The following is a 23,859-nucleotide window of genomic DNA, read 5'->3' as shown; positions in this document are numbered from 1 at the left end:
TAAAGCCAGGCTCAAAAACTTATTGATGGAGAACCTATGACATTAACTGTAAACACAGCGAACTCTAATCCAGAACTCCCTCTACTAAAGCTATTAACGCACCAATTTGAAAACCCATTCCGTATGGAATTTTGCTGCGGTTTTAGTTTTAGTGATGAAAACACCCAGTTATCCTATCAAGTGATGAGTGATGGAGATAACTTAAGCCATGCTCCTCTGCTTGCTTCAAATTGCGACTGTGTTATTAAAATGCCTTTGGCGCACGCTTGGTATATTGAAAAGAATATTGCGGATATAGATTTTAGGGATGAAGATATTATCTCATCAATAGAAATACACGGTGATTTTAAGACAGCCAATTTTATTGCTAAAAGCCTGCTCAAACCAAGCGCCTGGATTAAACAACGCTTTGCTGAAACTGAAGCTTCGCATGCAGCTTTGGGCTGTCGTCATTGGCGAAGTCCACGTGTAATCAACAAACCTTCACTTTTTGAAATACTCTTAGCCATGCGGCAACAGCAACCTTGTATACTAAAACAACTAGAATTTACCAAACCTCACGACTATTGGACTTTAGAAAGCTTATGCCAGCGCTTCGGTGAAGCAATAGTGCGTAATAGTCCTGTTGAAGGTATGCAAACGATGCTAAGTTTTGTACACCAGATGTCGCAAACTACTGTCGAGGGTGTTGAAGGGTTTAGCAAATGCTATACCGAAGGCTCAAGGCTTCCAGATCCTATGAAAGCTTTTTTCAAACTACCTTTTTTATACTCTGACGACTTTAGTGAACCACAATTATGGTTAGGGAATGTAAATCTAAATCAGAGTGCAAGTTCGCTACACCGCGACCCTTTAAATAGTTTTCTACACCAAGTTATCGGACGAAAACACCTACGTCTGTATAGCAGTGACCAAGCACCCTTGTTATATCCAATGCAAAATTACAATCTATACCAGCCTTGTTGGGTTGATCCCCAACAAACAAGCTCTATTCATCCGAAGTTTAAATTAGCCCAAGCTATGGAGTTTGTTCTGCAAGCAGGAGATGTGTTGTTAATACCAGCCGGATGGTTCCACGAAGTTTACGCTATCGACAGCCCAACCTTTTCTGTTAGTCACTTCTGGCGCTATTAACGGATCAGTACAAAAAATCTCACATACACGCCGGATAACTCCGGTATGTTGGCTGCAATTATTTGATCAAGATTAACTTAAGCTGCCATCATTTATTAGCGAGCACTGCCCAAGCCTTGTCTGCTTGCTGCTTGTAGGTTTTCCAATCCCCGTTAAGCCAACGCTGCCTTCCCCTTTCTGCATAGAATAGGTGTAATCGGTCATCGAAGAACTCCCAAACAGTGCCATTGGTTCTGATAAGGCCTTCTCCAAGACTTAAGGCATTTGAACAAAAGCCGTTGTATGTAGGTTGGTAGCGTTCGGGGTCTGAAGCAAACTTATCCGCGGACTGCTGTGAAGCGAAATGCCATTTCGCATCCTTCCATTCGACCGTAAATTTACTGTTGCCTACAATTTCCTTATGTGATTTTTGTACTTCTAACTGGTGATAGCTTGTAGTGTCTATACCGCCAATAGCTATCGAATCAAGGTAACTTTTACTCACGGGTTCACCCGCAAAAATTGCACTGCTGCTTATCAGGAGCATTAGGCTTAATAAAACCTTGTTCATAAAAAATGTCCTTATTGTGCTTAGGAGTGAACGCGCAAACTACGATGGAATCGCTCTAACATTAGCACAATATTTATGTCTGGCTGGATACCCAATTAAAGGATTTTCTTAGCAAAAAACTCCATTGGGATATTCGCCACCATTCAGTGCACCATCACCTTCGCTTTTTACATTAGCAAATTTGGCTGTGAATTCACTATGTTTACCGGTTTCAACGTTGTCGACTTTAATGACACCAATAGACTTCCCATAACTACAAAGTTAGCAAAAGTTTAGGTCTTAGAAATCGCTACGATCAAGGGGATGTAGTTAGGCGTAAGCTGCGTGAACAACATCACTTCTGATTCTCCCAACTATCAATGCGATATTGTACGGTGGCAAACATAGCATTGATCGGTTTTAACCGGGTTTGTAAACCGATGCCAAGGCTCGCAAAACCACCGCGATATTGCTAAGGTCAAACTTGCTGGTATTTGCCCAAGGACGCATTTTGTATAGCCTTAGACCCTTAGTTACCATTGTTACGCCATGCTACAACGCGCAGACGAGCATTCAGCGATGCGTAGAAAGCGTGCTTGCTCAAAGCTATCCCCGTTGGGAAATGATATTGGTGAGTGATGACCACCATGACTACCTAACGCAATTAAAGCGCGCTGGCATTAACGATCCTCGTATCCGTCAATATCAAAGCCCTACGGTAAAAACCGGTCCGAATGCGCCACGTAACATCGCGCTGGCCAATGCTAAAGGCGATTATTTTGCTCCCTTAGATGCCGACGATTTCTATTACCCTAAACGTCTTGAGCTGCTACTGCCTGCGGTTAGAGCTTTTGGGATTGCAGCAGATAACACCCTTGTTGTAGACGAGTTAACTGATAAGTTGTTGTATGTTCCCTTTCCGCAAGGCGAGCAGTGGCAACGCATCTCACTGGGTCAGTTTCTTAAGTTATCAACGCCCATCGGGCTGGTGTTTCGAAGAGACTTTATTACTTACGGATGGAACGAAGGTGTTGAATTGGGTGAAGACACTTTGGTTAATCTTCGCGCCATTGCGCGCCTTGGCTATTTGCCGTTTTATAATCAAGGCTTACATGAATATCGGATCCACGACAATTCCATTTGCCACCATAGTGACGCCGCGCAAAAAGCTGAGCGTGCGTATACCTATACCTTGCAAGCACTTGCTGATCCAAATGATGGCATGGGCTTTAATCCTTCGGTGATTAAGGACGCCATAAGCGCAACAATTCGTGCCAAACAAAGTCTAAATAATCGCTACTCTGAACTATGTAACAATGGCTATACTGGCAGTTTTCAGGATTTCATAGCCCAGCGTAGTACGCAAGGCTATGATTAAGCGAGCACTCACTAACGCTCTAGCTGGCTGCCGTTGCAATTAGCGGGCAGTTTTCTGGCACAACCAATCGAACCGCAGCCCGGATAAGCTCTATTTGGGCTTTTCTGGGAGCATAAGGTTCACCATCAAGATTAATAGGCATAATTTCACCGTGGCTTTCAAATTCAAGGCTTGGAACTTGCTCGCGAAAAACAAAGTTACTTTCAATATTTGGGTCGAGTAGCGCACGCACTACATTGGATAGCTCTACCGCTGGAAATTGAACAACACCTACGACATCGAGTAGGCCATCATTAATGTAGGCTTGTGGGGCCAATACTTGTCCGCCACCGGCTTGTCGTCCATTACAAACCCCACCAACGACTACTTCAGTACGGCGCTCTTTACCCGCCATTTTTAAGGTTCCGGTATAAGGGACAAAATCTAAAGCCTGTATCAGGCCTTGTAAGGTATAAGCACCGCCGCCCAAGAAGTTTTTTAATGCAATGGGGGTCTGGGCAGTTACTTTGGCCCCAAAACCAGCGGTGGCAATATTTACAAAATGGCGCTTATTGATTTTGCCTATATCTATAGCTTCGCTGGCTCCGGAGTACGCTAATTGAAGTGCTCCTAAGGGGTCCAGTGCTTGGCCCAAACTAGTTGCAAAGTCGTTGGCTGTACCTAAAGGTAGTATTGCTAGTTCGCAGCGCTCGTCTTTTGGCAAGGTCATAAGAGCATCTACTGCTTCATTAACAGTACCGTCGCCACCACCAGCAATAATACGGTCTACCCCTTGCTGACGCGCTTCTTGTACTAGTCTAAGCACATCGCCAGCTTCCCAAGTACTTCTAACTTCTAAGTCGCAACCTTGATCTCGAATTTGATACACAGCATCTCGTACTGGCTGTAAGCCTGCTTTTTTACCATTAATTATTAATCTAACTTTCATAATAACGCTTCTCGCTCCACTGCTAGGGTTATGTATTTAAAGGTCTGTGTATCGCTTTGCAATTTCAGTTCTGGGGTCTCTGAATTCTAAATTCACATTATCGAGACGTCTGCCTAAGGCATCAATATTCAGAAAGGTAATAGTACCGCGTTGTATTTCAATTTCACCCGCTTTAGCAAGGACTTGAAAAACTTGATTCACCCGCGGGCGGGTAACCCCTACAATTTCGCTTACTTGGCTTTGATTCAATTTAAGTTGAGGCAATGCGCCACTAATTGTCGCGCTAGTACGTAAGTAATCGAATAGAAAATAGACAACTCTAGCTTCTAAGCTGTGCAAATAACTAACCGCTGTTTGCAACACTTTTAGCTGAAGGTTAGCTTGAATCGCACTCAACCATTTATAGAGCTCAAAGTTTTTTTGGAACATCGGAAATAGCTTTGAATGTGGAAAATAAACTAGCTCCAAGTCGCTTAATGCTGTAGCCCCAACATTTGAAGTTTGGTCATTACTAACCATTAATCCGCTTAGCCATTCGCCGGCACCCAATAGGTAACCGGTTGTGGTACGGCCATCACCGGACGGTAATACCATTGAAAACTGACCGCGACGAATATAGACAGCGCCCCGCAGTAGACTGCTATCTGGTCCTATGCCTATATCAACCAAGTTAGATTCTAACTTCGCGATACTTGAGAGTTGTAGTTTGGTTTCTTGGGATAAATCACAAGGCCACTCATTGGAAAAAATCTCTATCACCGTTACTCACTGTTACTAATTGGGGTATTTATTCAAATATCTCTGAATACAATTTATGACAATAGATAAACTTACCGCCTCTATTACATTAACCGCTGCTTATTTTTAAATGTACTCATCAACTTAACTCCAATATCAACCCTAGCACATCACAACGATGTCCCCTAGTTTTCGAAATAAAGTCAAAGTTTCCTTCACCGGAGAACTAATTCAGACGCTATCAGCAGTACAGCAATTTACGCTCTATCATTTTCCTTTAAACAGCACTTAGTACAACAAACAGCGCTGAATTGCTGAGCCGGAATTGAATACGCTTGCAGATCTCAATTATTGCGCGGATAATCGCCGCAATCCCCGCTATTAAGGTCAAGTCGCTGTGCAATTAAAGGCGCCTGTTTGGCTCGCTTCATTTTTTACCATGTTCTTCGCTGTATGGGCTTGTTTCATCCCTTTCTGGTCGTTATGGCTAAGCAAAGAAGGCATGAATGCGAGTGATATCGGTATGCTGCTGAGCTTTGGCATGTTAGCTCGTTTTATTGGCGGTATAGTTATTGTTCCTCGAGTGAAGCAAAACAGCCAACTAATCCCGGTAAGCCGTTGGTTACTGCTCATTTCAATTGTCGCAGTTGCACTAATGTACTTTAAACGCGATTTGTGGGTATTAGTTGCCGTAACCCTATTAATCAATGCCTTGCTAGCCTGTTTAATCCCACTTGGGGATTCAATGGCAACCCGTTGGATCCACAAAATAAAGCTCAATTACGGCCAGGTACGCGTTTGGGGGTCTGCCTCATTCATGGTTATGACCATGGTCATGGGAGTACTGATTAGCAATTGGGGTGAAGATACCATCATCATCGCTGTCATCATCACCTCTATGCTGACTTTGTTTATTACCTATATACCGGCGAGCCCAGCGCTCGATGATGATCCCGACAGCGACCAATCAAACCAAACTGAAACCAAATCAACCAGTTTTTGGCAACTTTTGCAGCGCCCTTCAATCGTAAAATTTATTGTTGTTGTGGCCTTAATTCAAGGTTCACATGCGGCTTACTACGCCTATAGCGCCTTGTATTGGAAGTCCATTGGATTTTCTGAATCAATCATTGGTTACTTGTGGGGCGCAGCAGTAATTTTTGAAATGGGGATGATGGTTTACGGGCAAAAGCTGTTTAGTCGATGGAACCCTGAACGCATGCTTATTTTGGCGGCGATTGGTTGTAGTGTCCGTTGGTTTATCACCGGTATGAGCGATGACCTATGGTTAATCGCGATTGCTCAAAGCTTACATGCCGTAAGCTACGCTGTTGCTCACTTAGCATCAATCAAGTATATAGCCATTGCAACCAAGGGAAGTGAAACTATAGCGCTGCAAGGGTTATATTCTGCGCTTGCTCTAAATTTGGGTACAGCCCTGCTTACCTTTATTTGTGGCTATTTCTATACAGATTTAGGCAATTCAGTCTTTGTAATCATGGCCGTCGTCAGTGCCGCGTCCTTACTATTACTGTTAATTAAGCCTAAACCGGTTCAACCTCCCGCAGCCCAAGCTTAAGTTTGCTCTAAAAGCCCTGAACCAACAGGGCTATTTCGACTACTTTGCGTGTACAGCTCGCTCAGAAGTTACGTTTAAATTGGGACTTACTATTGGCCGTGATGCTTGCTTGCTCGGTGCTTGTTCAAATACGTAGCCTTCTGGAACAACTACAACTCCATCAGGTGAAATGGTGAATAGAGCGGCATCAGTTTTTTTATCAAATCCTATTTTAGTACCTGCGGGAATCACCACATCTTTATCAATAATACACCGGCGTAGCTGGGCATTTTTACCTACAACAACCCTATCGAGTAAAACAGACTCGTTTACCATGGCTTCGTCTTCGACTCTTACTTTTGCAAACAAAATAGAATTTTGTACGCATGCTCCAGCCACCACAACGCCACTTGCGGTAATTGAATTAATACTGATACCTTCGTTACCTGAACTACCCGGCACCGTACGCGCAGGCGGATATTGTTTCTCATAGGTGCGGATCTGCCAGTCTTCTTGGTACAAATCTAGTGGGGGAACAGGCTTAAGCAAATCCATATTTGCTTGATAGTAGGCGTCAATTGTCCCGACATCACGCCAATAACAATCTTGACTAACACGCCCTTGTGAACCGCCAAAGCCATGGGCAAAAACTCGTTTATTTGCGATCAACTTTGGAATAATGTCTTTACCAAAATCATGCTCTGATTGCTCACGCCCTGCATCGCCTTTCAATGCTGTGATCAAACTCGACATTTTGAAAATGTATACCCCCATTGACGCCAGCGAGCGCCCCGGTTGATTCGGCAGTTCACTGGGTTCATCTGGTTTTTCTGCAAAGTCCAAAATCTGCTGATGAGCGTCAACTTGCATCACGCCGAATTCTTTAGCCTCATCCTTTGATACTTCCATACAGGCGATGGTTAGGTCGGCATTATTGTTAATATGCCCCTCTAGCATGGCTGCATAGTCCATGCGGTAGATATGATCGCCAGACAGAACCACAACGTATTTAGCTTTACTGCGCTCTAGTAAGTACAAATTTTGATAGATTGCGTCGGCTGTTCCGCCGTACCATTTTTCGCCATGCATTTGCTGTGGAGGAACGGTGGTGACATATTCACTGAGTTCAGGGTTGAAAATAGACCAACCATCACGGATATGTTTGTGAAGCGAGTGAGATTTGTACTGGGTTAAAACCAGTATTCGGCGTAATCCTGAGTACAAACAATTACTTAATGTGAAGTCAATAATCCGGTACTTACCACCAAATGGTACGGCCGGCTTGGCGCGATGTTGCGTTAATGGAGCGAGTCGAGAACCGACACCGCCAGCTAGAACTATGGTTAGGGTTTCACTTATCATTTGCATCTCCTGCTTATCGTTTTATGAAAACGCTTGCAAGCTATACGCCACGGCAAATTAAATTGACTTCAAAGAAAAGTTGTTTTCATCCTAAAGTGTTGTAACTGAACACTTATTAATCCAAATAATTGTATGAACTGTTAAAATTTCTATCCCCACTGACAGCATTTAAGTATTACTGCCTCACTAATCAGATACTTCATGGTGAATGCTGCACCAAATGGGTGCATTTAACGAAATAGTTAGACATAAAAAAACCCCGGCATGCCGAGGTCTTTTTCTAACTTGAACAACATGCTTCTATACTGAAACTTTTAAACAGCTCACCTGATGCTCAATTTTTCCTTCAAGTTTGGGTTTTGTTTTCGCACATTGTTCATCAGCGATTGGGCAACGAGTTCTAAATACACAACCGGATGGCGGCGAGATAGGCGACGGTAGGTCCCCTTCCAAAATCTCAATTTTCTTATTCCGTTCGACTTTAGGATCTGGCACTGGTACTGCCGACATTAGCGCTTTGGTATACGGGTGACTCGGGTTAGCAAACATGTCCTTCGACTCTGCAAGCTCTACGGCGTTCCCCAAGTACATAACCAACACACGGTCAGAGATGTGTTTTACCACCGACAAGTCATGGGCAATAAAGATAAGGCTTAAGCCCATTTCTTTTTGTAGTTCCATCAACAAGTTGACCACTTGCGCCTGAATCGATACATCCAACGCCGATACCGGTTCGTCACAGATAATCATTTTTGGTTCTAAAATCAAGGCGCGCGCAATACCAATTCGTTGGCATTGGCCGCCAGAAAATTCGTGAGGGTAGCGGTTAATTACGTTTGGTAACAAACCAACCTTTGTCATCATCGCTCGAACTTTTTCTTTAACTTGCGTTTTAGAAAGCTCAGGATAGAAGGTTTGTAGTGGCTCCGCGATAATATCGCCAATGGTCATACGCGGATTCAATGAAGCAAGTGGATCTTGGAAAATCATTTGCATGTCTTTGCGGGTATCACGCAAAGCTTTGTGGTCTAACTTCGTTAGATCACTACCAAGCCAAAGCACCTTACCGGCTTCGGCTTTTACCAAGCCAATAACAGCACGCGCAAAGGTCGACTTACCGCAGCCAGACTCACCAACAACGCCAAGTGTTTCACCTTCGTATAACTTCAATGAAACGCCATCAACGGCTTTAAGCGTATGCGAGGGCGTCCAAGGCATAGCGCCACTATCTTTAATCTGAAAGTAGACTTTTAAATCATCGATATCGAGTAATAAAGGCTTGTTGCTCATGAAGCGTTCTCCAAGTACCAATCAGAGTGACAGGCGCGTTTACGCTCCGAATCAAAATCTACCAACGGCGGCGCTTCCGAGAAGCAACGATCACTGGCGCGATGGCAGCGGTCTTGGAACGGACAGCCCGGTGGCAGTTTAAGCAAGTTAGGTGGATTACCGGCAATTGTTGGAAGAATCTCTCCCTCGGTATCCAAACGCGGAATCGCTTTTAGCAGACCTTCAGTGTATGGATGTGAAGGCTTGTAGAAAACTTCGTCAGCCGTACCATATTCCATGGTACGTCCGGCATACATCACCAGTACTTTCTCACAACTACCAGCAACCACTCCTAAATCGTGAGTAATCAATATGATAGAGGTGTTAAACTCTTGTTTAAGCTCGTTCAATAGCAACATTATTTGCGCTTGTACGGTTACATCGAGTGCGGTAGTTGGTTCGTCTGCTATCAGCAATTCTGGACGGCACAAAAGCGCCATCGCAATCATCACACGCTGACGCATACCACCTGAAAACTCATGCGGGTACATGTGCATACGCTTGCGAGCTTCCGGGATCTTAACTGCATCGAGCATTTTAACTGATTCTTCAAAGGCGTCTTTGTCGCTCATGCCTTTATGCAGTTTAAGTACTTCTTTAAGCTGAGCGCCTACACGCATATACGGATTTAAGCTGGTCATTGGGTCTTGGAAAATCATGGCGATTTTCTCAGCTCGTATTTTATTCAGCTTTTTCTCTGGAAGATTTAAAATCTCACTATCACGAAACTTGGCACTACCGGTAATTGTACCGTTAGATGCAAGCAAGCCCATCAATGCGAAAGCAGTTTGACTTTTCCCTGATCCCGACTCACCAACAATCCCGAGCGTTTGCCCAAGCTCTAAATCAAAATTCAAATCATTAACGGCAGTCACACTGCCATCGGGGGTTGAAAACTCAACCCGGAGGTCTTTAACGTCTAATAAACTCATATTCTTTCCTAACTCAGCTTTTCGCTTGGTCTAACGGTCTTTGGGATCAAGCGCATCACGCAAGCCATCGCCGACATAGTTAAAGCAAAATAGGGTCACAATCATAAATGTGCCAGGCACCATTAATTGCCATAATGCTACTTCCATAGTATTCGCACCGTCTTGCAGCAAGGCACCCCAGCTGGTACTTGGCTCTTGAACACCAAGACCAAGGAAACTTAGGAACGATTCAAGCAAGATCATACCGGGTACTAACAAGGTCGCATAAACCGCAACAATGCCAAGCACGTTAGGAACAATATGTTTGGTGATGATATTCCAACGCGAAACCCCACACACCTCAGCGGCTTCAATAAACTCTTTATTACGTAAACTTAGAGTCTGTCCCCGAACAACACGCGCCATGTCCAACCAAGACACGGCTCCAATAGCTACAAAAATGAGCAAGATGTCGCGTCCAAAGAAAGTCACCAACAAAATGACTAAGAACATAAATGGGATTGAGTACAAAATCTCAAGGATACGCATCATGACACGGTCGGTACGTCCACCAATAAATCCTGATGTAGCGCCATAAAGTGTTCCGATTACAACAGCAACCAAGGCCCCAAGCACACCAACCATCAGTGAGATACGCCCCCCCAGTAAGGTGCGCATGTATAAATCGCGCCCTAGCGAGTCGGTGCCAAAGTAGTGACCGTTTTCAATTGAAGGAGGTGAATGCATCGCTCCCCAGTCGGCTTCATCAAATTCGTAATTGCCAAACATGGGACCAAAGATTATAAAAACAACGATGAGTAGAAGGATAAACATACTGGTCATTGCTGCGCGGTTGCGACTAAAACGTCGCATCGCGTCTTGCCAAAGACTACGACCTTCAACTTCTAAGTTTTCTGCAAACGTTTCAACGGATTTGCGATTTTCTTGTGCATCTATCATTAGCGCAGCCCCCTAGTAACGAATTTTCGGATCAATCACTGCCAACAAAATGTCGACAATTGCATTGAAAATAATAGTTAGGCTACCAACAACAATGGTAACTCCTAGCACCAAGGAATAATCGCGGTTTAACGCGCCATTCACAAACAAGCGCCCTACTCCGGGTAGTCCAAAAATTGTTTCGATAACCACCGAACCGGTGATAATCCCAACAAATGCAGGTCCCATATACGAAACAACTGGAAGCATTGCAGGACGAAGCGCGTGACGCATAATAATATGGCGGTAAGGTAAGCCTTTAGCTTTCGCGGTGCGGATAAAGTTAGAGTGCAATACTTCGATCATGCTGCCACGTGTAATACGTGCGAAGGTTGCTACATATAACAGCGACATACCTAAAGTTGGCAATACCACATATTGGATTTGCCCCCCATTCCAGCCACCAGCCGGAAACCAATGTAACTTCAAGGCGAATATATAGACGAGGACGGGCGCTAAAACAAAGGAAGGCATCACCACCCCGGCCATGGCCGTCGACATTACTGTGTAATCTACCCAGGTGTTTTGCCGCAAGGCCGCGAGCGTACCAACTCCGACCCCCATAATTACTGTAAATACAAAGGCGGAGAATCCGATTTTTGCTGAAACCGGAAGCGCTGCACCAACAAGTTCGGTGACGCTTTTATCTTTGTATTTGAAAGAAGGACCTAAATCGCCTTGAAGCATGTTCTTCATGTAGTTGAAGTATTGCTCTGTCAAAGGCTTATCAAGACCGTATTTTGCATTCAAGTTGGCTTCAACTTCTGGTGGCAAAACACGTTCACTAGAGAAAGGGTTTCCTGGTGCAAAGCGCATCATAAAAAACGATACGGTAATCAGGATTAATAAGGTTGGGATCGCTTCAAGCGTCCGTTTTAATATAAAATTTAACATATACTCGTCTCGTAAATCGAGAACACTATCGACAATAAATAATAAGGGCTAGCTTAAGCTAGCCCAGAACTTAGTACACTTGCCATCCAAATGGATTAGTCAGCAATAATGTACATATCTTTAGAGTAGATTTGGTCTTCTGCGTTGTTTTCCGCATATCCACCTAGTTTAGGGTTAACTAAACGAGTCTGGACGTAGTGGTAAATCGGTGCAATTGGAACATCTTTAGCCAGCAACTCTTCTGCTTCTACGTAAAGTTGGTTACGTTCAGCTTCAGAATCAACTTCTAAAGTTTTAGCCATTTTGCCGTCATAGTCAGCACTGTTATAAAAAGCAGTGTTAGAACTATTGTTAGATTGCATCAAGCTTAGGAATGTTGAAGCTTCGTTGTAGTCACCACACCAACCGGCACGGCTAACTTCATGTCCACCTTCACGCTTGGTTGAAAGATAGGTTTTCCACTCTTGGTTTTCAAGGTTAACCTTAACACCCAAGTTCTTCTTCCAGTTTTGGCTAACTGCAAGTGCAATTTTCTTGTGGTTCTCTGAAGTGTTATACAACAAAGTAAACTCAAGTTGATTGTCTGGACCAAAACCAGCTTCAGCTAGTAGAGCCTTAGCTTTTTCGTTACGCTCATCTTGGGTCATTTGACCCGCAGCGCTTACCGGTGGCGAGAAGCCTTCGATAATTGACGGCGTAAAGCTATATGCAGACACTTGGCCTTGGCCTAAAACTTTTTCGGTTACAATATCACGATCAATTGCATAAGAAAGTGCACTACGGACGCGAACATCATCAAAAGGTGCTTTGTTGTTGTTAAACTCGTAGTAGTAAGAACACAAGTTACCTTTAATGTTCAAAGAATCAGCGTGGTCTTTCTTAAGACGTTTGAAGTGCTCTAAAGGAACTTCGTTGGTCAAGTCGATTTCGCCAGCCAAGAAACGGTTCATTTCTGCAACTTGGTTTTCAATCGGTAAGTAAGTTACTTTATTGATAACAGTTTTTTCGTTATCCCAGTAGCTTTCGTTACGAACCATTTCGATGCGCTCGTTTACAACCCACTTAGACAACACGTAAGCACCGTTTGAAACATAGTTTTCAGGTGCAGTCCATTTGTCGCCAAATTTTTCAACAGTTGCCTTGTGTACAGGCTTAACTGTAGTGTGCGCCATCATTTTTACAAAATATGGCACAGCAGAATCGAGGGTGATTTTTAGCGTGTAGTCATCAAGAGCTTCAACACCTAAAGAATCTGGTTTTGCGTTACCGGCAATAATCTCACCAGCATTTTGCATTGTGGTCATTTCGAGATACCACGAATATGGACTTGCTGTTGCAGGCGTTACCGCACGTTGCAAGCTATATACGAAATCGTGGGCAGTGACGGGGTCACCATTTGACCATTTAGCATCTTTACGAAGGTTAAAGGTATAAACCTTGTTGCCTTCTGTTGTCCATGTCTCAGCAACACCAGGAACAATTTTACCGTCAGCGTCTTGGTTAACAAGACCTTCAAATAAATCACGAAGGATGTGGGACTCTGGAACACCTTCTGTTTTGTGTGGGTCAAGAGAAGCTGGTTCAGTACCGTTACCGCGTACAAGTTCTTGTACTTCGGCTAATGTTGTACCCGCTGGAACTTCTGCGGCTAGGGCTGTGTTTGCGACGCCCGTTAAAAGTGCGATAGAAATCGCGGCGCTTAGGACAGTTTTTGCTGATCTCATTATTATCTCCATATTATTCAACAAGTTTCCTTGTGCTCAATAAACGCTATGGTTTATTAAACTGAATTGCATCGTGTAAAACCGATCAAAACAGGCAAGATTCATACCTCTTTTGCAGTAGTCTTATTACAATCATTCAGCAGTGGATACTACACACGAATTATCGATTCGACAAATATAAATCTCATTTTGGCCTCGGATACCGAGCAAAATCAAACTTTGATCAAGTTTTATTAGAAAGTTCTGCTTTTTCATCCATTATCGCTAGTTTTATCAACAGGAGTATTAGCAAAGCCGCAAGCTATAAGGATGACAAATCCAAATGCTGGTCTAAACTTTACTCCAATATAGAACGTAATTATGCTTATTCACCTATATATGGCACTGAGCTCTTGTTTATTTTGAGCCCGAAAGCGTAGAAAACGAGATCTTGCTCACAAAGAAGTCTAAAGCAACAAACAGTCTTTGTTATTTTCTTACATTTGTAATTTAATTTCATTTTGAACTTGATCTAGATCAATCTTGCTTTCTACCACAATCCTATAATCATGGTGAAAGTAAGTTCATAAACCAATTTGAGCTCTACCAACACAGAGCACAAAAAGTAGTTGATTTACCAATTTACTTTTTAAACTTTAAATCTAGGAGAAAACAATGCCGGTAAGTAACGTTACTGAATTGGACGAGATGGTTGCTCGCGTTAAAGCTGCACAGCAAGAATTTTCTAGCTACTCACAAGAACAAGTAGACAAAATCTTTCGCGCAGCTTCATTAGCCGCATCTACGGCTCGTATTCAGCTTGCGAAAATGGCAGCTGAAGAATCAGGCATGGGCATCATGGAAGACAAAGTAATCAAGAACCACTTTGCTTCTGAGTTTATTTATAACAAATATAAAGATGATTTGACTTGTGGCGTTATCGCACGTGACGAAGCTGGCGGTACAATAACTGTCGCTGAACCCGTTGGTATCGTTTGTGCAATTGTCCCAACAACCAACCCAACTTCAACAGCAATATTTAAGGCGCTGATTTGTCTTAAAACTCGTAATGGCTGTATTTTTTCTCCGCACCCACGAGCAAAAAATGCAACCAACTACGCAGCTAAACTAGTACTAGATGCTGCTGTTGCAGCCGGTGCTCCAAAAGATATTATCGGTTGGATTGATGTCCCATCAGTTGAGCTTTCAAACAAATTAATGAAACATGATGACATTAACCTTATCCTTGCCACCGGTGGCCCAGGTATGGTTAAAGCAGCATATTCTTCAGGTAAACCTGCAATTGGTGTTGGCGCCGGTAACACCCCAGTTGTTATCGACGAAACTGCTGATATCAAACGTGCTGTTTCTTCTATTCTTATGTCTAAGACATTTGATAACGGTGTTATTTGTGCATCAGAACAAGCGGCAATTATTGTTGAGTCAGTTTATGACGAAGTCATGGCTCGTTTCGCAAAATATGGCGCTGCTGTTCTAAGCAAAGCCGATGCAAACAAAGTACGTAAAGTATTGTTAATCGACGGTGCTTTGAACGCAAAAATCGTAGGTCAGCCAGCTTATAAAATTGCAGAACTTGCAGGCGTAACCGTTCCAGTTTCTACCAAAATCCTAATCGGTGAAGGCTTAGAAGCATCTTTTGATGACGAATTTGCACATGAGAAACTTTCGCCAACTCTAGGTGTATTTAAAGCTAAAGACTTTGAAGATGCCGTTCGTCAAGCAGGTATCGTTCTGGATATCGGTGGTGTTGGTCATACATCTGTGCTTTATACAGATCAAGATGCCAACCAAGATCGCATTGCCTTATTTGGCGATAAAATGAAGACAGCTCGTATCTTAATCAATACGCCTTCTTCACATGGTGGTATTGGTGATCTGTATAACTTCAACTTAGCTCCGTCTTTGACTCTGGGCTGTGGTTCGTGGGGTGGTAACGCGATTTCTGAGAACGTTGGACCTAAGCACCTTATCAACAAAAAAACTGTAGCATTGAGAGCTGAAAATATGTTGTGGCATAAATTACCTAAATCAATCTACTTCCGTCGTGGTTGCTTGCCGGTTGCAATGACAGATCTTCAAGGCAAAAAACGTGCTCTTATCGTAACTGACCGTTTCTTATTTAATAATGGCTACATTGACGACCTACGCTCAATTTTGAAAGACCAAGGCATGGAAGTTGAAGTCTTCCATGAGGTTGAAGCCGACCCAACACTTACTATTGTGAAGAAAGGTGCTGAAGCATGTCTTAGCTTCGAACCTGATGTCATCCTAGCGGTTGGTGGTGGTTCACCAATGGACGCTGCGAAAATCATGTGGGTAATGTACGAGCACCCTGAAACAGATTTCGAAGATCTTTCAATGCGCTTTATGGATATTCGTAAACGTATTTACAAGTTCCCTAAAATGGGCAGCAAAGCCGAATTGGTCTGTATTACAACGACTTCAGGTACCGGTTCAGAAGTTACACCTTTCGCTGTTGTAACCGATGATGCTACGGGTGCTAAGTACCCACTAGCTGATTATGAGCTAACGCCTAACATGGCAGTTGTTGATGCTAACCTTGTTATGGATATGCCAAAATCATTATGTGCGTTTGGTGGTTATGATGCGGTAACTCACGCAATGGAAGCTTATGTTTCTGTACTTGCGAACGAGTACTCAGATGGCCATGCACTGCAAGCACTAAAACTGCTTAAAGAATACCTGCCAAGCTCTTATGCTAATGGTAAGAAAGACCCAGTAGCACGCGAAAAAGTACACAATGCGGCAACGATTGCAGGTATGTCTTTTGCGAATGCATTCTTGGGTGTTTGTCACTCAATGGCCCACAAGCTAGGTGCTGAGTTCCATATTCCGCACGGTTTGGCGAATGCATTATTGATTTCGAATACCATTCGTTACAACGCAACGAATAACCCAACCAAGCAAACTGCATTCTCACAATACGACCGTCCGAAAGCACGCGCTCGTTATGCTGAAGTTGCAGCGCACCTTGGCTTCACACAAGGCAATACTGAAGATAAAATCAATGCCTTGTTGAATTGGTTAGACGAACTAAAAGCTGACTTGAATATTCCAATGTCTATTCAAGATGCTGGTGTTAGCGAAGCAGACTTCCTAGCTAAAGTTGATAACATTGCTGAAGACGCATTTGATGACCAATGTACTGGTGCTAACCCGCGCTACCCATTGATTAGCGAGCTTAAGCAGGTATTGCTAGCAAGTTTTTACGGTACAGCTTACGTTGAAGGTGAAGTAACTACTGCACCAGTAGCAGCACCAAAACGCGCTAAAAAAACAAAATAAACTAGACTGTTCTACAGCTTACTAATATAAATAGAACCCTGCGCATTTTGCTCAGGGTTTTTTTTTTGGCATAATGCAGCTAGTTTTACTCGGGTAGCGGCTTCATTTCCCGAGATAGAAAACCTTTGGTGACGTTGAAATAGGGATTGGAACGTACATTTATCTTCAGAAATAATCAATTATTTCGGACTAAAGACAAAGCGTTTTATTCACTTTTAACAAGGGTACTGGGCAATTGATATGATTGAAGCCACAATTAGATATTTAGCTTTGTTGGCTGTTTGCGTGACATTCTCGGCAACAGCTAGCTCTAGTGTTCAGCCTTTCAAAGCTGAATACACAGGCTACTTTGGTGGCCTACCTATCGGTAGTGCAAGCCGCGAGCTTTTGAAAGTTAGTGACAATTTTTATCGCCTACAGAGCAAAGCTAGTGCTCTGGGTTTGGGCATGAGTTACTCAGACATCAGTCGTTTTAGTATTCAAGATAATCAGGTCATTCTAAGCAGTTTTGAATTTAGTAGCCGAGAGCTACTTAAGAAAAGCTACAGTACCGGTCGTCCTAATGCTAAGGGACAACTGCAGATTGATATCGATGGCACCCCCTATGACTTCAGCTCTCCCGACACGGCTCGATCAGTACTTAATGCGGCTACATTTTCAATTCAATTTCAACTTGATTTGAAACAACGCGAGTTGCTACCAATGTACTACTACGCAGCTGCAGATGAACTCAAAGATGATAGCTTTGAGTTAGTTGGCGAAGAAATTTTGGATAGTGATATTGGCAAATACCAAACCTTAAAAATTCTAAATCGAAGCAGCGGAACCCGCGAAACCGTTATTTGGGTGGCTCCTGAGCTCGATTACCAACTGTTGCGAGCGCAAATAAACCGCAACGGAAAAACCTGGGCAACACTTGAGCTAAAAAAGCTACAGTTTGTCGACAATGCCGAAAATGGCTTAAGCCAGCATAGATAGAAAAACGGATAGAATGGATTCATGACAAATCGAGATGCACTTAAGAGAGTGCCAAATAACATCACTCTAGGAGTCAATGTAACGACCCGCTACAAACAGGAAGTTGAATTTGAAGCGCGTTGGATTGGTTGTGATGAAACTGACTTTATCATTCTTCGGATCACCGGTCTCAAGTCAGAGTCAGGCTTAAATTTGGTTTCGGCGGGTTGCCCGGTCCGAGTTCGCGTGAACATCAATGGAAAGCTGTTAGCTTTTTCAAGCGAAATCAGTAGCCTACTTAATGAGCCTAAACGTTGGATGATAATCAAGTACCCGATAGACTTGATGGAAATGCCGCTTCGTAAACAAACCCGTTTCGAATCGTACATGTATGCCACGCTTCATTTGGACTCAAAGTATGTGATCAAAGGGATACTTAAAGATTTGTCTCTCAAAGGGTGTAAGTTTGTTCCCTCTGGCGTCGAAAAATTTAATATTAACCTGCTTAAAAAGAAAACGCTGCAACTTCAAACCCGTTTCCCTGAGCACCAAGAAGACACAATCATTAAAATTCAAGTACGCAATACGCCCAAAGATCGTAAAGAGTTTGCTCTGGGCTTAATGTTTATGGGAGATACAAGCGTTGTTCGACAACAGATCAAACGCCAACTTGTTAATCAAAGTGTGCTAGAGGCTGAGAAAGACTAGCGTTGTCTATGCGAGTACATAAATCTATTTGAGCTTAGGAGATAACATGACTGAAGATGATACCGCGCTTTTTCACGAGCAATTCTCAGACGTAAAACCTTTAGCTCAGAATCAAGCACAGCTTTCAACAAAACCTAGCGGCCCGAGCTTAGCTCAACAAGCTCGCCGCCTAGCAGCCAGCGAAATGAGTAGTGGTAATACTGAATACCTGTCGCTCGATCACGTCAATTTAATTCACCCTGACGACTTTGTCGCATACAAAAAAGATGGCGTACAAGATGGGGTATTTAAGAAAATGCGTCTGGGTAAATATGCACTCGATGCGCGCTTAGATTTGCATCAACACCGTCTTGAGCAGGCTCGCATTGAATTACTACGCTTTGTAGAAGAGTGCCAACGCCTTAGTTTACGCTGTCTGCTGATCGTGCATGGCAAAGGTCATAAATCTAAACCGCCAGCTTTACTTAAAAGCTATGTCAGTCAATGGCTACCTCAACTTTCACAAGTGCTCGCTATCCATAGCGCACAAGCTCAAGACGGCGGAACCGGTGCTTTGTATGTGTTACTGAAAAAAAGTGACAGCAAAAAACTTGAAAACCGAGAGCGACATGCCCGCCGCCTTGCCTGAACTTCTTTAAAGGATTTTTAATGAACCACGCTTTCACTGAACTTGAAGCTCACTTCAAAACAATTAGTCATTTTAAACATTTAGGTTCGATTTGTGGCTGGGACCAAGCCGCCGTGATGCCAAGTGGAGGAAACACGGCTCGTAGCGAAGCTATGGCTGAACTCTCTCTACATATTCACAAGCTGTCATGTGCAGATAAACTTGGCGATTTATTTGACGCTGTTGACACATCAAAGCTAGAGACTTTCGAGCGTGCGTCATTTCGAGAAATGAAGCGCAGCTGGAACTTATCCACTGTTCTTCCCGCTGATCTGGTGCAAGCAAAGTCGCTTGCGGGCAGTAAATGTGAGCACGCATGGCGAACACAACGCAAACACAATGATTGGGAAGGATTTAGTAAGAACTTTGCCGAAGTTGTGTCGCTATCACGTCAAGAAGCTCAAATCCGAGCTGAAGACTCTGGTCTTAGTGCATATGACGCTATGCTCGACATATATGAGCCAGGTGTTAGCTCAGCTCAAGTTGAAACCACGTTTAATGACTTAATGACTTGGTTGCCTCAATTGCGTGCTGAAGTCGTAGAAAAACAACGATCGCAGTCTTATTTGGTTCCTAGTGAACGCTATTCTACTGCCGAGCAAAATGCCTTGGGTTTAGAGGTTATGAAACTTCTAGAATTCGATTTTGAACACGGCCGGCTCGACATTAGCTCCCACCCTTTTTGTGGCGGGGTACCGCAAGACGTTCGGATAACCACACGTTACGACGAAGATGACTTTGTTCAATCGTTGATGGGGATTGTTCACGAAACAGGCCATGCTCGCTATGAGCAGGGCTTACCGCAAGGCCTTGCTGGATTGCCTGCTGGTGAAGCGCGTTCTATGGGTATTCACGAGTCACAATCACTATTTTTCGAAATGCAGCTTGGACGAAGCCCTGAATTCATTGAGTTATTGTCACCATTAGCGATACGTCATTTTTCTGAAAACAATCCAGCTATTTTTGAACCTCAAAACCTAAAAACCATATACTCGCGAGTGAATCCAGGCTTAATCCGGGTTGATGCCGACGAGCTAAGCTACCCCGCTCATGTTGTACTGCGCTTTGAGATTGAACGCGACTTAATTAACGGCGTAATTACCTACCAAGATATTCCTGAACTTTGGGATAGTAAAATGCAATCATATTTAGGGTTATCCACCGCAGGCAATTATCGTGATGGTTGTATGCAAGATATTCACTGGACCGATGGCAGTTTTGGCTATTTTCCAAGTTATACCTTGGGTGCCATGTACGCAGCTCAGTTTATGGCGGCAATGAAACGAGACTTAGACGTAGTCGAGCTGATCAAGGCTAAGGATTTAAGCCCTATTTTTACATGGTTAGGATCTAAGATCTGGAGTCAGGCTAGTTTACTAGGAACCAATGACCTTGTCTTAAGTGCAACTGGTGAGGCGCTCAATCCAAGCTACTTTCAAGAGCACCTCAAGCAGCGATACTTAGGCTAGGCCTAGTCTTCGATTTTTGTAGCAAAAAAACTCCAGTTTCACTCAAAATCTGCAACGTAACCTCCAAAAAAGCCAAGCGAAGACGCTTGGCTTTTTAACTAAAAGTGTCAACCCTTATCAGGACGGGTCAGTAAGCGACGTTAATGCATCATTTTTACTTTTTGCACTGGTAGTTCCAACATTTGGAAAGAGCCATCGGAAAACTCAAGTTGCAGCTTCTGGCTTTCACCTTCGACCAATGGCGATTCGAGTCCAAAAAACATCACGTGTAGGCCGCCAGGCTTTAATTGCACCGTACTTTGTGCTGACACGTCTATGCTTTCAAGCTTACGCATTTGCATCACATCACCATCCATAGTCATGGTGTGTAATTCAGTCGTTTTTGCAATTGGACTCGAAGCAGAAAGCAGAGAAATTGTTTGATCAGACGTATTTTTTAGATTTAGAAATGCGGCACTATTGGGTGCACCTGGAGGTGTAGCGCGAAAATACCCATCGCTAACCTCTATTGCAGCGAAGCTACTTATACTCATCGTTATTAACGCAGCGCTTAACAATCCTCTTAAAATCACAGTGTTGTTCCATATATCAATAATTAGTGAATTAAGATTACCCAATTATCAGCTATAAAAAAAGCGCTGCTTTAACACTAAGCAGCGCTTTATACTAAAAGCTAAGCTTTAGCGTAATAGAAACATCGGCTTATTGGTAGCTGCAAGCATTTTAGTGGTAAAGCTACCGAGCAATAAGTCATGAATACGGGTATGACCGAATGCCCCCATCACCATCAAGTCAATATCGTGTTGGTTTTGGTATTGACACAAAACCTCATCAGCTCGTCCAGTTAATTGAGCAACCTGCACAGCAATACCCGCCTCTACTAGGCGCGCTTTAGCACTTTCAATTAGCGCACTGTGCTCGCCTTCGTTGCGAGCAACATTGACTAAGTGGCACGGCATATCTTTGAAAAGAGGGCTCAAGCACACCATTTCTAAGGCTTTTTGAGAAGCATCGCTGCCATCGTAAGCTAACATGATGTTTTTAGGACTGCTGAACTCTTGATTGACCACCAAGATTGGACGATGCAGCGCCCGCACCACAGATTCGATTTGAGCCCCAATGTGCTTAGGGTCATCTTGGTGTGCTTCGCCACGCAAGCCCAAAACCAAAACCCGAATGGTATCTTCACAGCGAATTAAAGAGTCAGACAAGCTGCCGTGACGCTGCTTGGTTTCAGGCTGTTCAATACCGTTACTTTGAGCCCGCTCGATAGCGGCCGCTAGTAATAGTTTACCCTGCTTTACCAACAGTTTATTTCGTTGATGCTCTAGATCTGCTAACTCACCCATTAGTTTTTCATGTACGCCTGGGGTCAAACTACCCGATAGATCGCTGTGCGCTCCAGGAATAGCGTGTTCAATATTGTGAAGTAGGCGCAAAGGTGCTTTAACCTTGTTCGCAACCCAAGCAGCGTAATCGACAACTGCATGGCTCAGTGGCGATCCATCAACACAGGCAATAATTTTGTCACCAAGGATAAGAGTCATTAGTGTCCTCCTAGGACTTTGTCGATTTCTTCTGGTTTGTCGTGGACGCCAAATCTGTCCACAATGGTTTCGCTCGCTTGATTTAAGCCTGTCACTTCTACCTCGGCGCCTTCACGGCGGAAGCGAAGCACAACCTTATCAAGAGCAGCTACCGCTGATATATCCCAAAAGTGTGCGCGTGATACGTCGATCACAACTTTTTCGACAACTTCTTTAAAATCAAAACTTTCGTTGAACTTGGTTGATGAAACAAAGAACACTTGGCCAACTACATCGTAGCTACGCAGGTTTTGATCTTCACTAAGTTTAGAATCAACGTACATAAAGTGGCTAACTTTGTTTGCAAAGAATAGACCTGCTAACAAAACACCAACCAACACACCAATTGCCAAGTTATGAGTCCATACCACAACCACAACAGTTGCTATCATGACAATATTTGTCGAAAGTGGATAACGCTTAATGTCTCGGATTGAAGACCAGCTGAAGGTACCGATAGACACCATAATCATCACCGCAACTAATGCTGCCATCGGAATGACTGATACGTAGTCACTAAGGAATACCACCATCAACAACAATACAAAACCTGCAACGAAGGTTGACAGGCGACCACGGCCGCCAGATTTAACGTTAATAACGGATTGACCGATCATCGCACAACCAGCCATACCACCAAAACAACCCGCTATGAAGTTGGAGATACCCTGTCCCTTACACTCGCGGTTTTTATCACTGCCAGTATCGGTGAGGTCATCAACAATAGTGGCTGTCATCAAGGACTCCAAAAGACCCACAACAGCTAACGCCACTGAATACGGCAAAATTATCATGAAAGTTTCGAAGTTTAGAGGAACATCTGGCCACAAGAAGATGGGTAAGGTATCAGGTAAGTCCCCCATGTCTCCAACGGTGCGGATATCTAAATCCATAAGGTATGCAATGGCGGTTAGTACCACGATGGTTACCAAAGGCGATGGAATGGTTTTGTTAATCAAAGGAAATAGATAAATAATTCCGAGACCAGCAGCAGTCATTGCGTACACTTCCCAGCCAACATTTGTTAGTTCCGGTAGCTGCGCCATAAAGATTAGAATAGCCAAGGCATTAACAAAACCGGTCATGACTGAATTTGAAATAAAGCGCATCAAGGTGCCTAATTTCAAATAACCTGCAATAAGTTGTAAAACACCGGTGAGCAAGGTTGCTGCAAGTAGGTATTCAAGCCCATGATCTTTGACTAGATCCACCATGACTAGTGCCATAGCGCCAGTAGCCGCAGAAATCATTCCTGGACGACCACCAATAAAAGCAATCACAACAGCGATACAGAACGAGGCATATAATCCGACTTTTGGATCAACGCCCGCAATGATAGAAAAGGCAATTGCCTCGGGTATTAGCGCCAACGCAACCACAATACCGGCGAGAACATCACCACGTATATTGCCTAGCCAGTCTTGTTTGGTAGATAGAAGTAGCATGAAACTCCTTGTTGTATGATTAGAGCCTAGTTTCCATTCGTAAGTAATCGTGCACTCGAACAAATCGGCGCAGACCAGTGCTAGCGAAATAAGTTAAGAGTACTGCTACAAAGCAGTAAAAAAGGCATGTATTTTTATGGCTAGGAATTGTACGAGTCCATTAGCAATTGTCAATGAAAATGCCAGATAGATCACGTTTTAGGGCAATAAAAATGAGGCCTAAAATCGAAGACTATA

At 43.5% G+C, this 23,859-nt stretch carries 19 protein-coding genes and 1 pseudogene; 8 read left to right on the top strand and 12 right to left on the bottom strand.

All coding sequences use genetic code 11. From position 1 onward, the window contains the following. Positions 1-36 precede the first annotated feature (36 nt). The gene (locus DBZ36_RS11005) at positions 37-1,134 is read left to right on the top strand and encodes a cupin-like domain-containing protein (protein ID WP_120355011.1); all 1,098 of its coding nucleotides are present in this window, start codon (positions 37-39) and stop codon (positions 1,132-1,134) included. Positions 1,135-1,222: 88 nt separating this feature from the next. Here the strand turns inward: DBZ36_RS11005 and DBZ36_RS11000 are convergent, their stop codons facing one another. After that, a complete protein-coding gene (locus tag DBZ36_RS11000; protein WP_120355010.1) occupies positions 1,223-1,684 on the bottom strand; it encodes a YHS domain-containing (seleno)protein in 462 nt (153 codons plus the stop codon). Positions 1,685-2,174: 490 nt separating this feature from the next. Between DBZ36_RS11000 and DBZ36_RS10995 the strand changes: the two genes are divergently transcribed. Next, the gene (locus DBZ36_RS10995; RefSeq protein WP_158589080.1) at positions 2,175-3,041 is read left to right on the top strand and encodes a glycosyltransferase family 2 protein; all 867 of its coding nucleotides are present in this window, start codon (positions 2,175-2,177) and stop codon (positions 3,039-3,041) included. A 19-nt stretch (positions 3,042-3,060) separates the two neighbouring features. Here the strand turns inward: DBZ36_RS10995 and yegS are convergent, their stop codons facing one another. Together yegS and DBZ36_RS10985 are read right to left on the bottom strand one after the other, a co-directional pair. Then, positions 3,061-3,969, bottom strand: coding sequence for a lipid kinase YegS (gene yegS / locus DBZ36_RS10990; RefSeq protein WP_120355008.1), 909 nt, complete (start codon positions 3,967-3,969; stop codon positions 3,061-3,063). A 36-nt stretch (positions 3,970-4,005) separates the two neighbouring features. After that, positions 4,006-4,728 carry a Crp/Fnr family transcriptional regulator gene (locus DBZ36_RS10985; RefSeq protein WP_120355007.1) on the bottom strand — a complete coding sequence of 241 codons (723 nt, stop codon included), beginning with the start codon at positions 4,726-4,728 and terminating at the stop codon, positions 4,006-4,008. A 376-nt stretch (positions 4,729-5,104) separates the two neighbouring features. Between DBZ36_RS10985 and DBZ36_RS10980 the strand changes: the two genes are divergently transcribed. Next, positions 5,105-6,286 carry a 3-phenylpropionate MFS transporter gene (locus DBZ36_RS10980; RefSeq protein ID WP_120355006.1) on the top strand — a complete coding sequence of 394 codons (1,182 nt, stop codon included), beginning with the start codon at positions 5,105-5,107 and terminating at the stop codon, positions 6,284-6,286. Between the two features lie 39 nt (positions 6,287-6,325). Here the strand turns inward: DBZ36_RS10980 and glgC are convergent, their stop codons facing one another. The 6 genes from glgC to DBZ36_RS10950 form a co-directional block, all read right to left on the bottom strand. After that, on the bottom strand, positions 6,326-7,627 hold the full coding sequence (glgC, locus tag DBZ36_RS10975; RefSeq protein ID WP_120355005.1) for a glucose-1-phosphate adenylyltransferase: 1,302 nt from the start codon (positions 7,625-7,627) through the stop codon (positions 6,326-6,328). 300 nt (positions 7,628-7,927) lie between these two features. Continuing rightward, positions 7,928-8,917: a murein tripeptide/oligopeptide ABC transporter ATP binding protein OppF gene (gene oppF / locus DBZ36_RS10970; protein ID WP_120355004.1), complete on the bottom strand. Its 990-nt coding sequence runs from the start codon at positions 8,915-8,917 to the stop codon at positions 7,928-7,930. Then, positions 8,914-9,888 carry an ABC transporter ATP-binding protein gene (oppD, locus tag DBZ36_RS10965; RefSeq protein ID WP_120355003.1) on the bottom strand — a complete coding sequence of 325 codons (975 nt, stop codon included), beginning with the start codon at positions 9,886-9,888 and terminating at the stop codon, positions 8,914-8,916. Before oppD ends, oppF begins: the two co-directional genes overlap by 4 nt. A gap of 30 nt (positions 9,889-9,918) precedes the next feature. Continuing rightward, on the bottom strand, positions 9,919-10,827 hold the full coding sequence (oppC, locus tag DBZ36_RS10960; RefSeq protein ID WP_120355002.1) for an oligopeptide ABC transporter permease OppC: 909 nt from the start codon (positions 10,825-10,827) through the stop codon (positions 9,919-9,921). A gap of 12 nt (positions 10,828-10,839) precedes the next feature. Further along, complete coding sequence (gene oppB / locus DBZ36_RS10955) at positions 10,840-11,760, bottom strand: oligopeptide ABC transporter permease OppB (RefSeq protein ID WP_120355001.1); 921 nt, start codon at positions 11,758-11,760, stop codon at positions 10,840-10,842. A gap of 95 nt (positions 11,761-11,855) precedes the next feature. Beyond that, positions 11,856-13,484, bottom strand: a complete 1,629-nt coding sequence (locus DBZ36_RS10950) for an ABC transporter substrate-binding protein (RefSeq protein ID WP_120355000.1) — start codon at positions 13,482-13,484, stop codon at positions 11,856-11,858. Positions 13,485-14,138: 654 nt separating this feature from the next. Here DBZ36_RS10950 and adhE point away from each other — a divergent pair. The 5 genes and pseudogenes from adhE to DBZ36_RS10925 all read left to right on the top strand — a co-directional run bounded on the left by adhE (position 14,139) and on the right by DBZ36_RS10925 (position 20,591). Next, positions 14,139-16,790, top strand: coding sequence for a bifunctional acetaldehyde-CoA/alcohol dehydrogenase (gene adhE / locus DBZ36_RS10945; RefSeq protein ID WP_120354999.1), 2,652 nt, complete (start codon positions 14,139-14,141; stop codon positions 16,788-16,790). Between the two features lie 240 nt (positions 16,791-17,030). Further along, positions 17,031-17,768, top strand: a complete 738-nt coding sequence (locus tag DBZ36_RS10940; RefSeq protein WP_120354998.1) for a DUF3108 domain-containing protein — start codon at positions 17,031-17,033, stop codon at positions 17,766-17,768. Positions 17,769-17,789: 21 nt separating this feature from the next. Further along, positions 17,790-18,431 (top strand): annotated as a pseudogene (locus DBZ36_RS10935) (PilZ domain-containing protein); the annotation flags it as partial. A 70-nt stretch (positions 18,432-18,501) separates the two neighbouring features. Next, on the top strand, positions 18,502-19,083 hold the full coding sequence (smrA, locus tag DBZ36_RS10930) for a DNA endonuclease SmrA (protein ID WP_120354996.1): 582 nt from the start codon (positions 18,502-18,504) through the stop codon (positions 19,081-19,083). A gap of 20 nt (positions 19,084-19,103) precedes the next feature. Continuing rightward, the gene (locus tag DBZ36_RS10925) at positions 19,104-20,591 is read left to right on the top strand and encodes a carboxypeptidase M32 (protein ID WP_120354995.1); all 1,488 of its coding nucleotides are present in this window, start codon (positions 19,104-19,106) and stop codon (positions 20,589-20,591) included. Positions 20,592-20,731: 140 nt separating this feature from the next. Here the strand turns inward: DBZ36_RS10925 and DBZ36_RS10920 are convergent, their stop codons facing one another. The 3 genes from DBZ36_RS10920 to DBZ36_RS10910 all read right to left on the bottom strand — a co-directional run bounded on the left by DBZ36_RS10920 (position 20,732) and on the right by DBZ36_RS10910 (position 23,622). Further along, positions 20,732-21,163, bottom strand: coding sequence for a copper chaperone PCu(A)C (locus tag DBZ36_RS10920; protein WP_233558127.1), 432 nt, complete (start codon positions 21,161-21,163; stop codon positions 20,732-20,734). A gap of 108 nt (positions 21,164-21,271) precedes the next feature. Next, entirely contained in the window at positions 21,272-22,138 is an 867-nt protein-coding gene (locus DBZ36_RS10915) for a universal stress protein (protein ID WP_120354994.1), read from the bottom strand. Further along, positions 22,138-23,622 (bottom strand): SulP family inorganic anion transporter, encoded by a 1,485-nt coding sequence (locus tag DBZ36_RS10910; RefSeq protein WP_120354993.1) that lies wholly within the window; start codon positions 23,620-23,622, stop codon positions 22,138-22,140. The genes DBZ36_RS10915 and DBZ36_RS10910 overlap by 1 nt, the downstream gene beginning before the upstream one ends. Positions 23,623-23,859 lie beyond the last annotated feature (237 nt).

It is taken from the genome of Alginatibacterium sediminis (assembly GCF_003610775.1).
In the GTDB taxonomy this organism is placed as follows: domain Bacteria; phylum Pseudomonadota; class Gammaproteobacteria; order Enterobacterales; family Celerinatantimonadaceae; genus Alginatibacterium; species Alginatibacterium sediminis.
The sequence above is the reverse complement of the archived record's forward strand: the minus strand, read 5'-3'. Positions and strand labels throughout refer to the sequence as shown.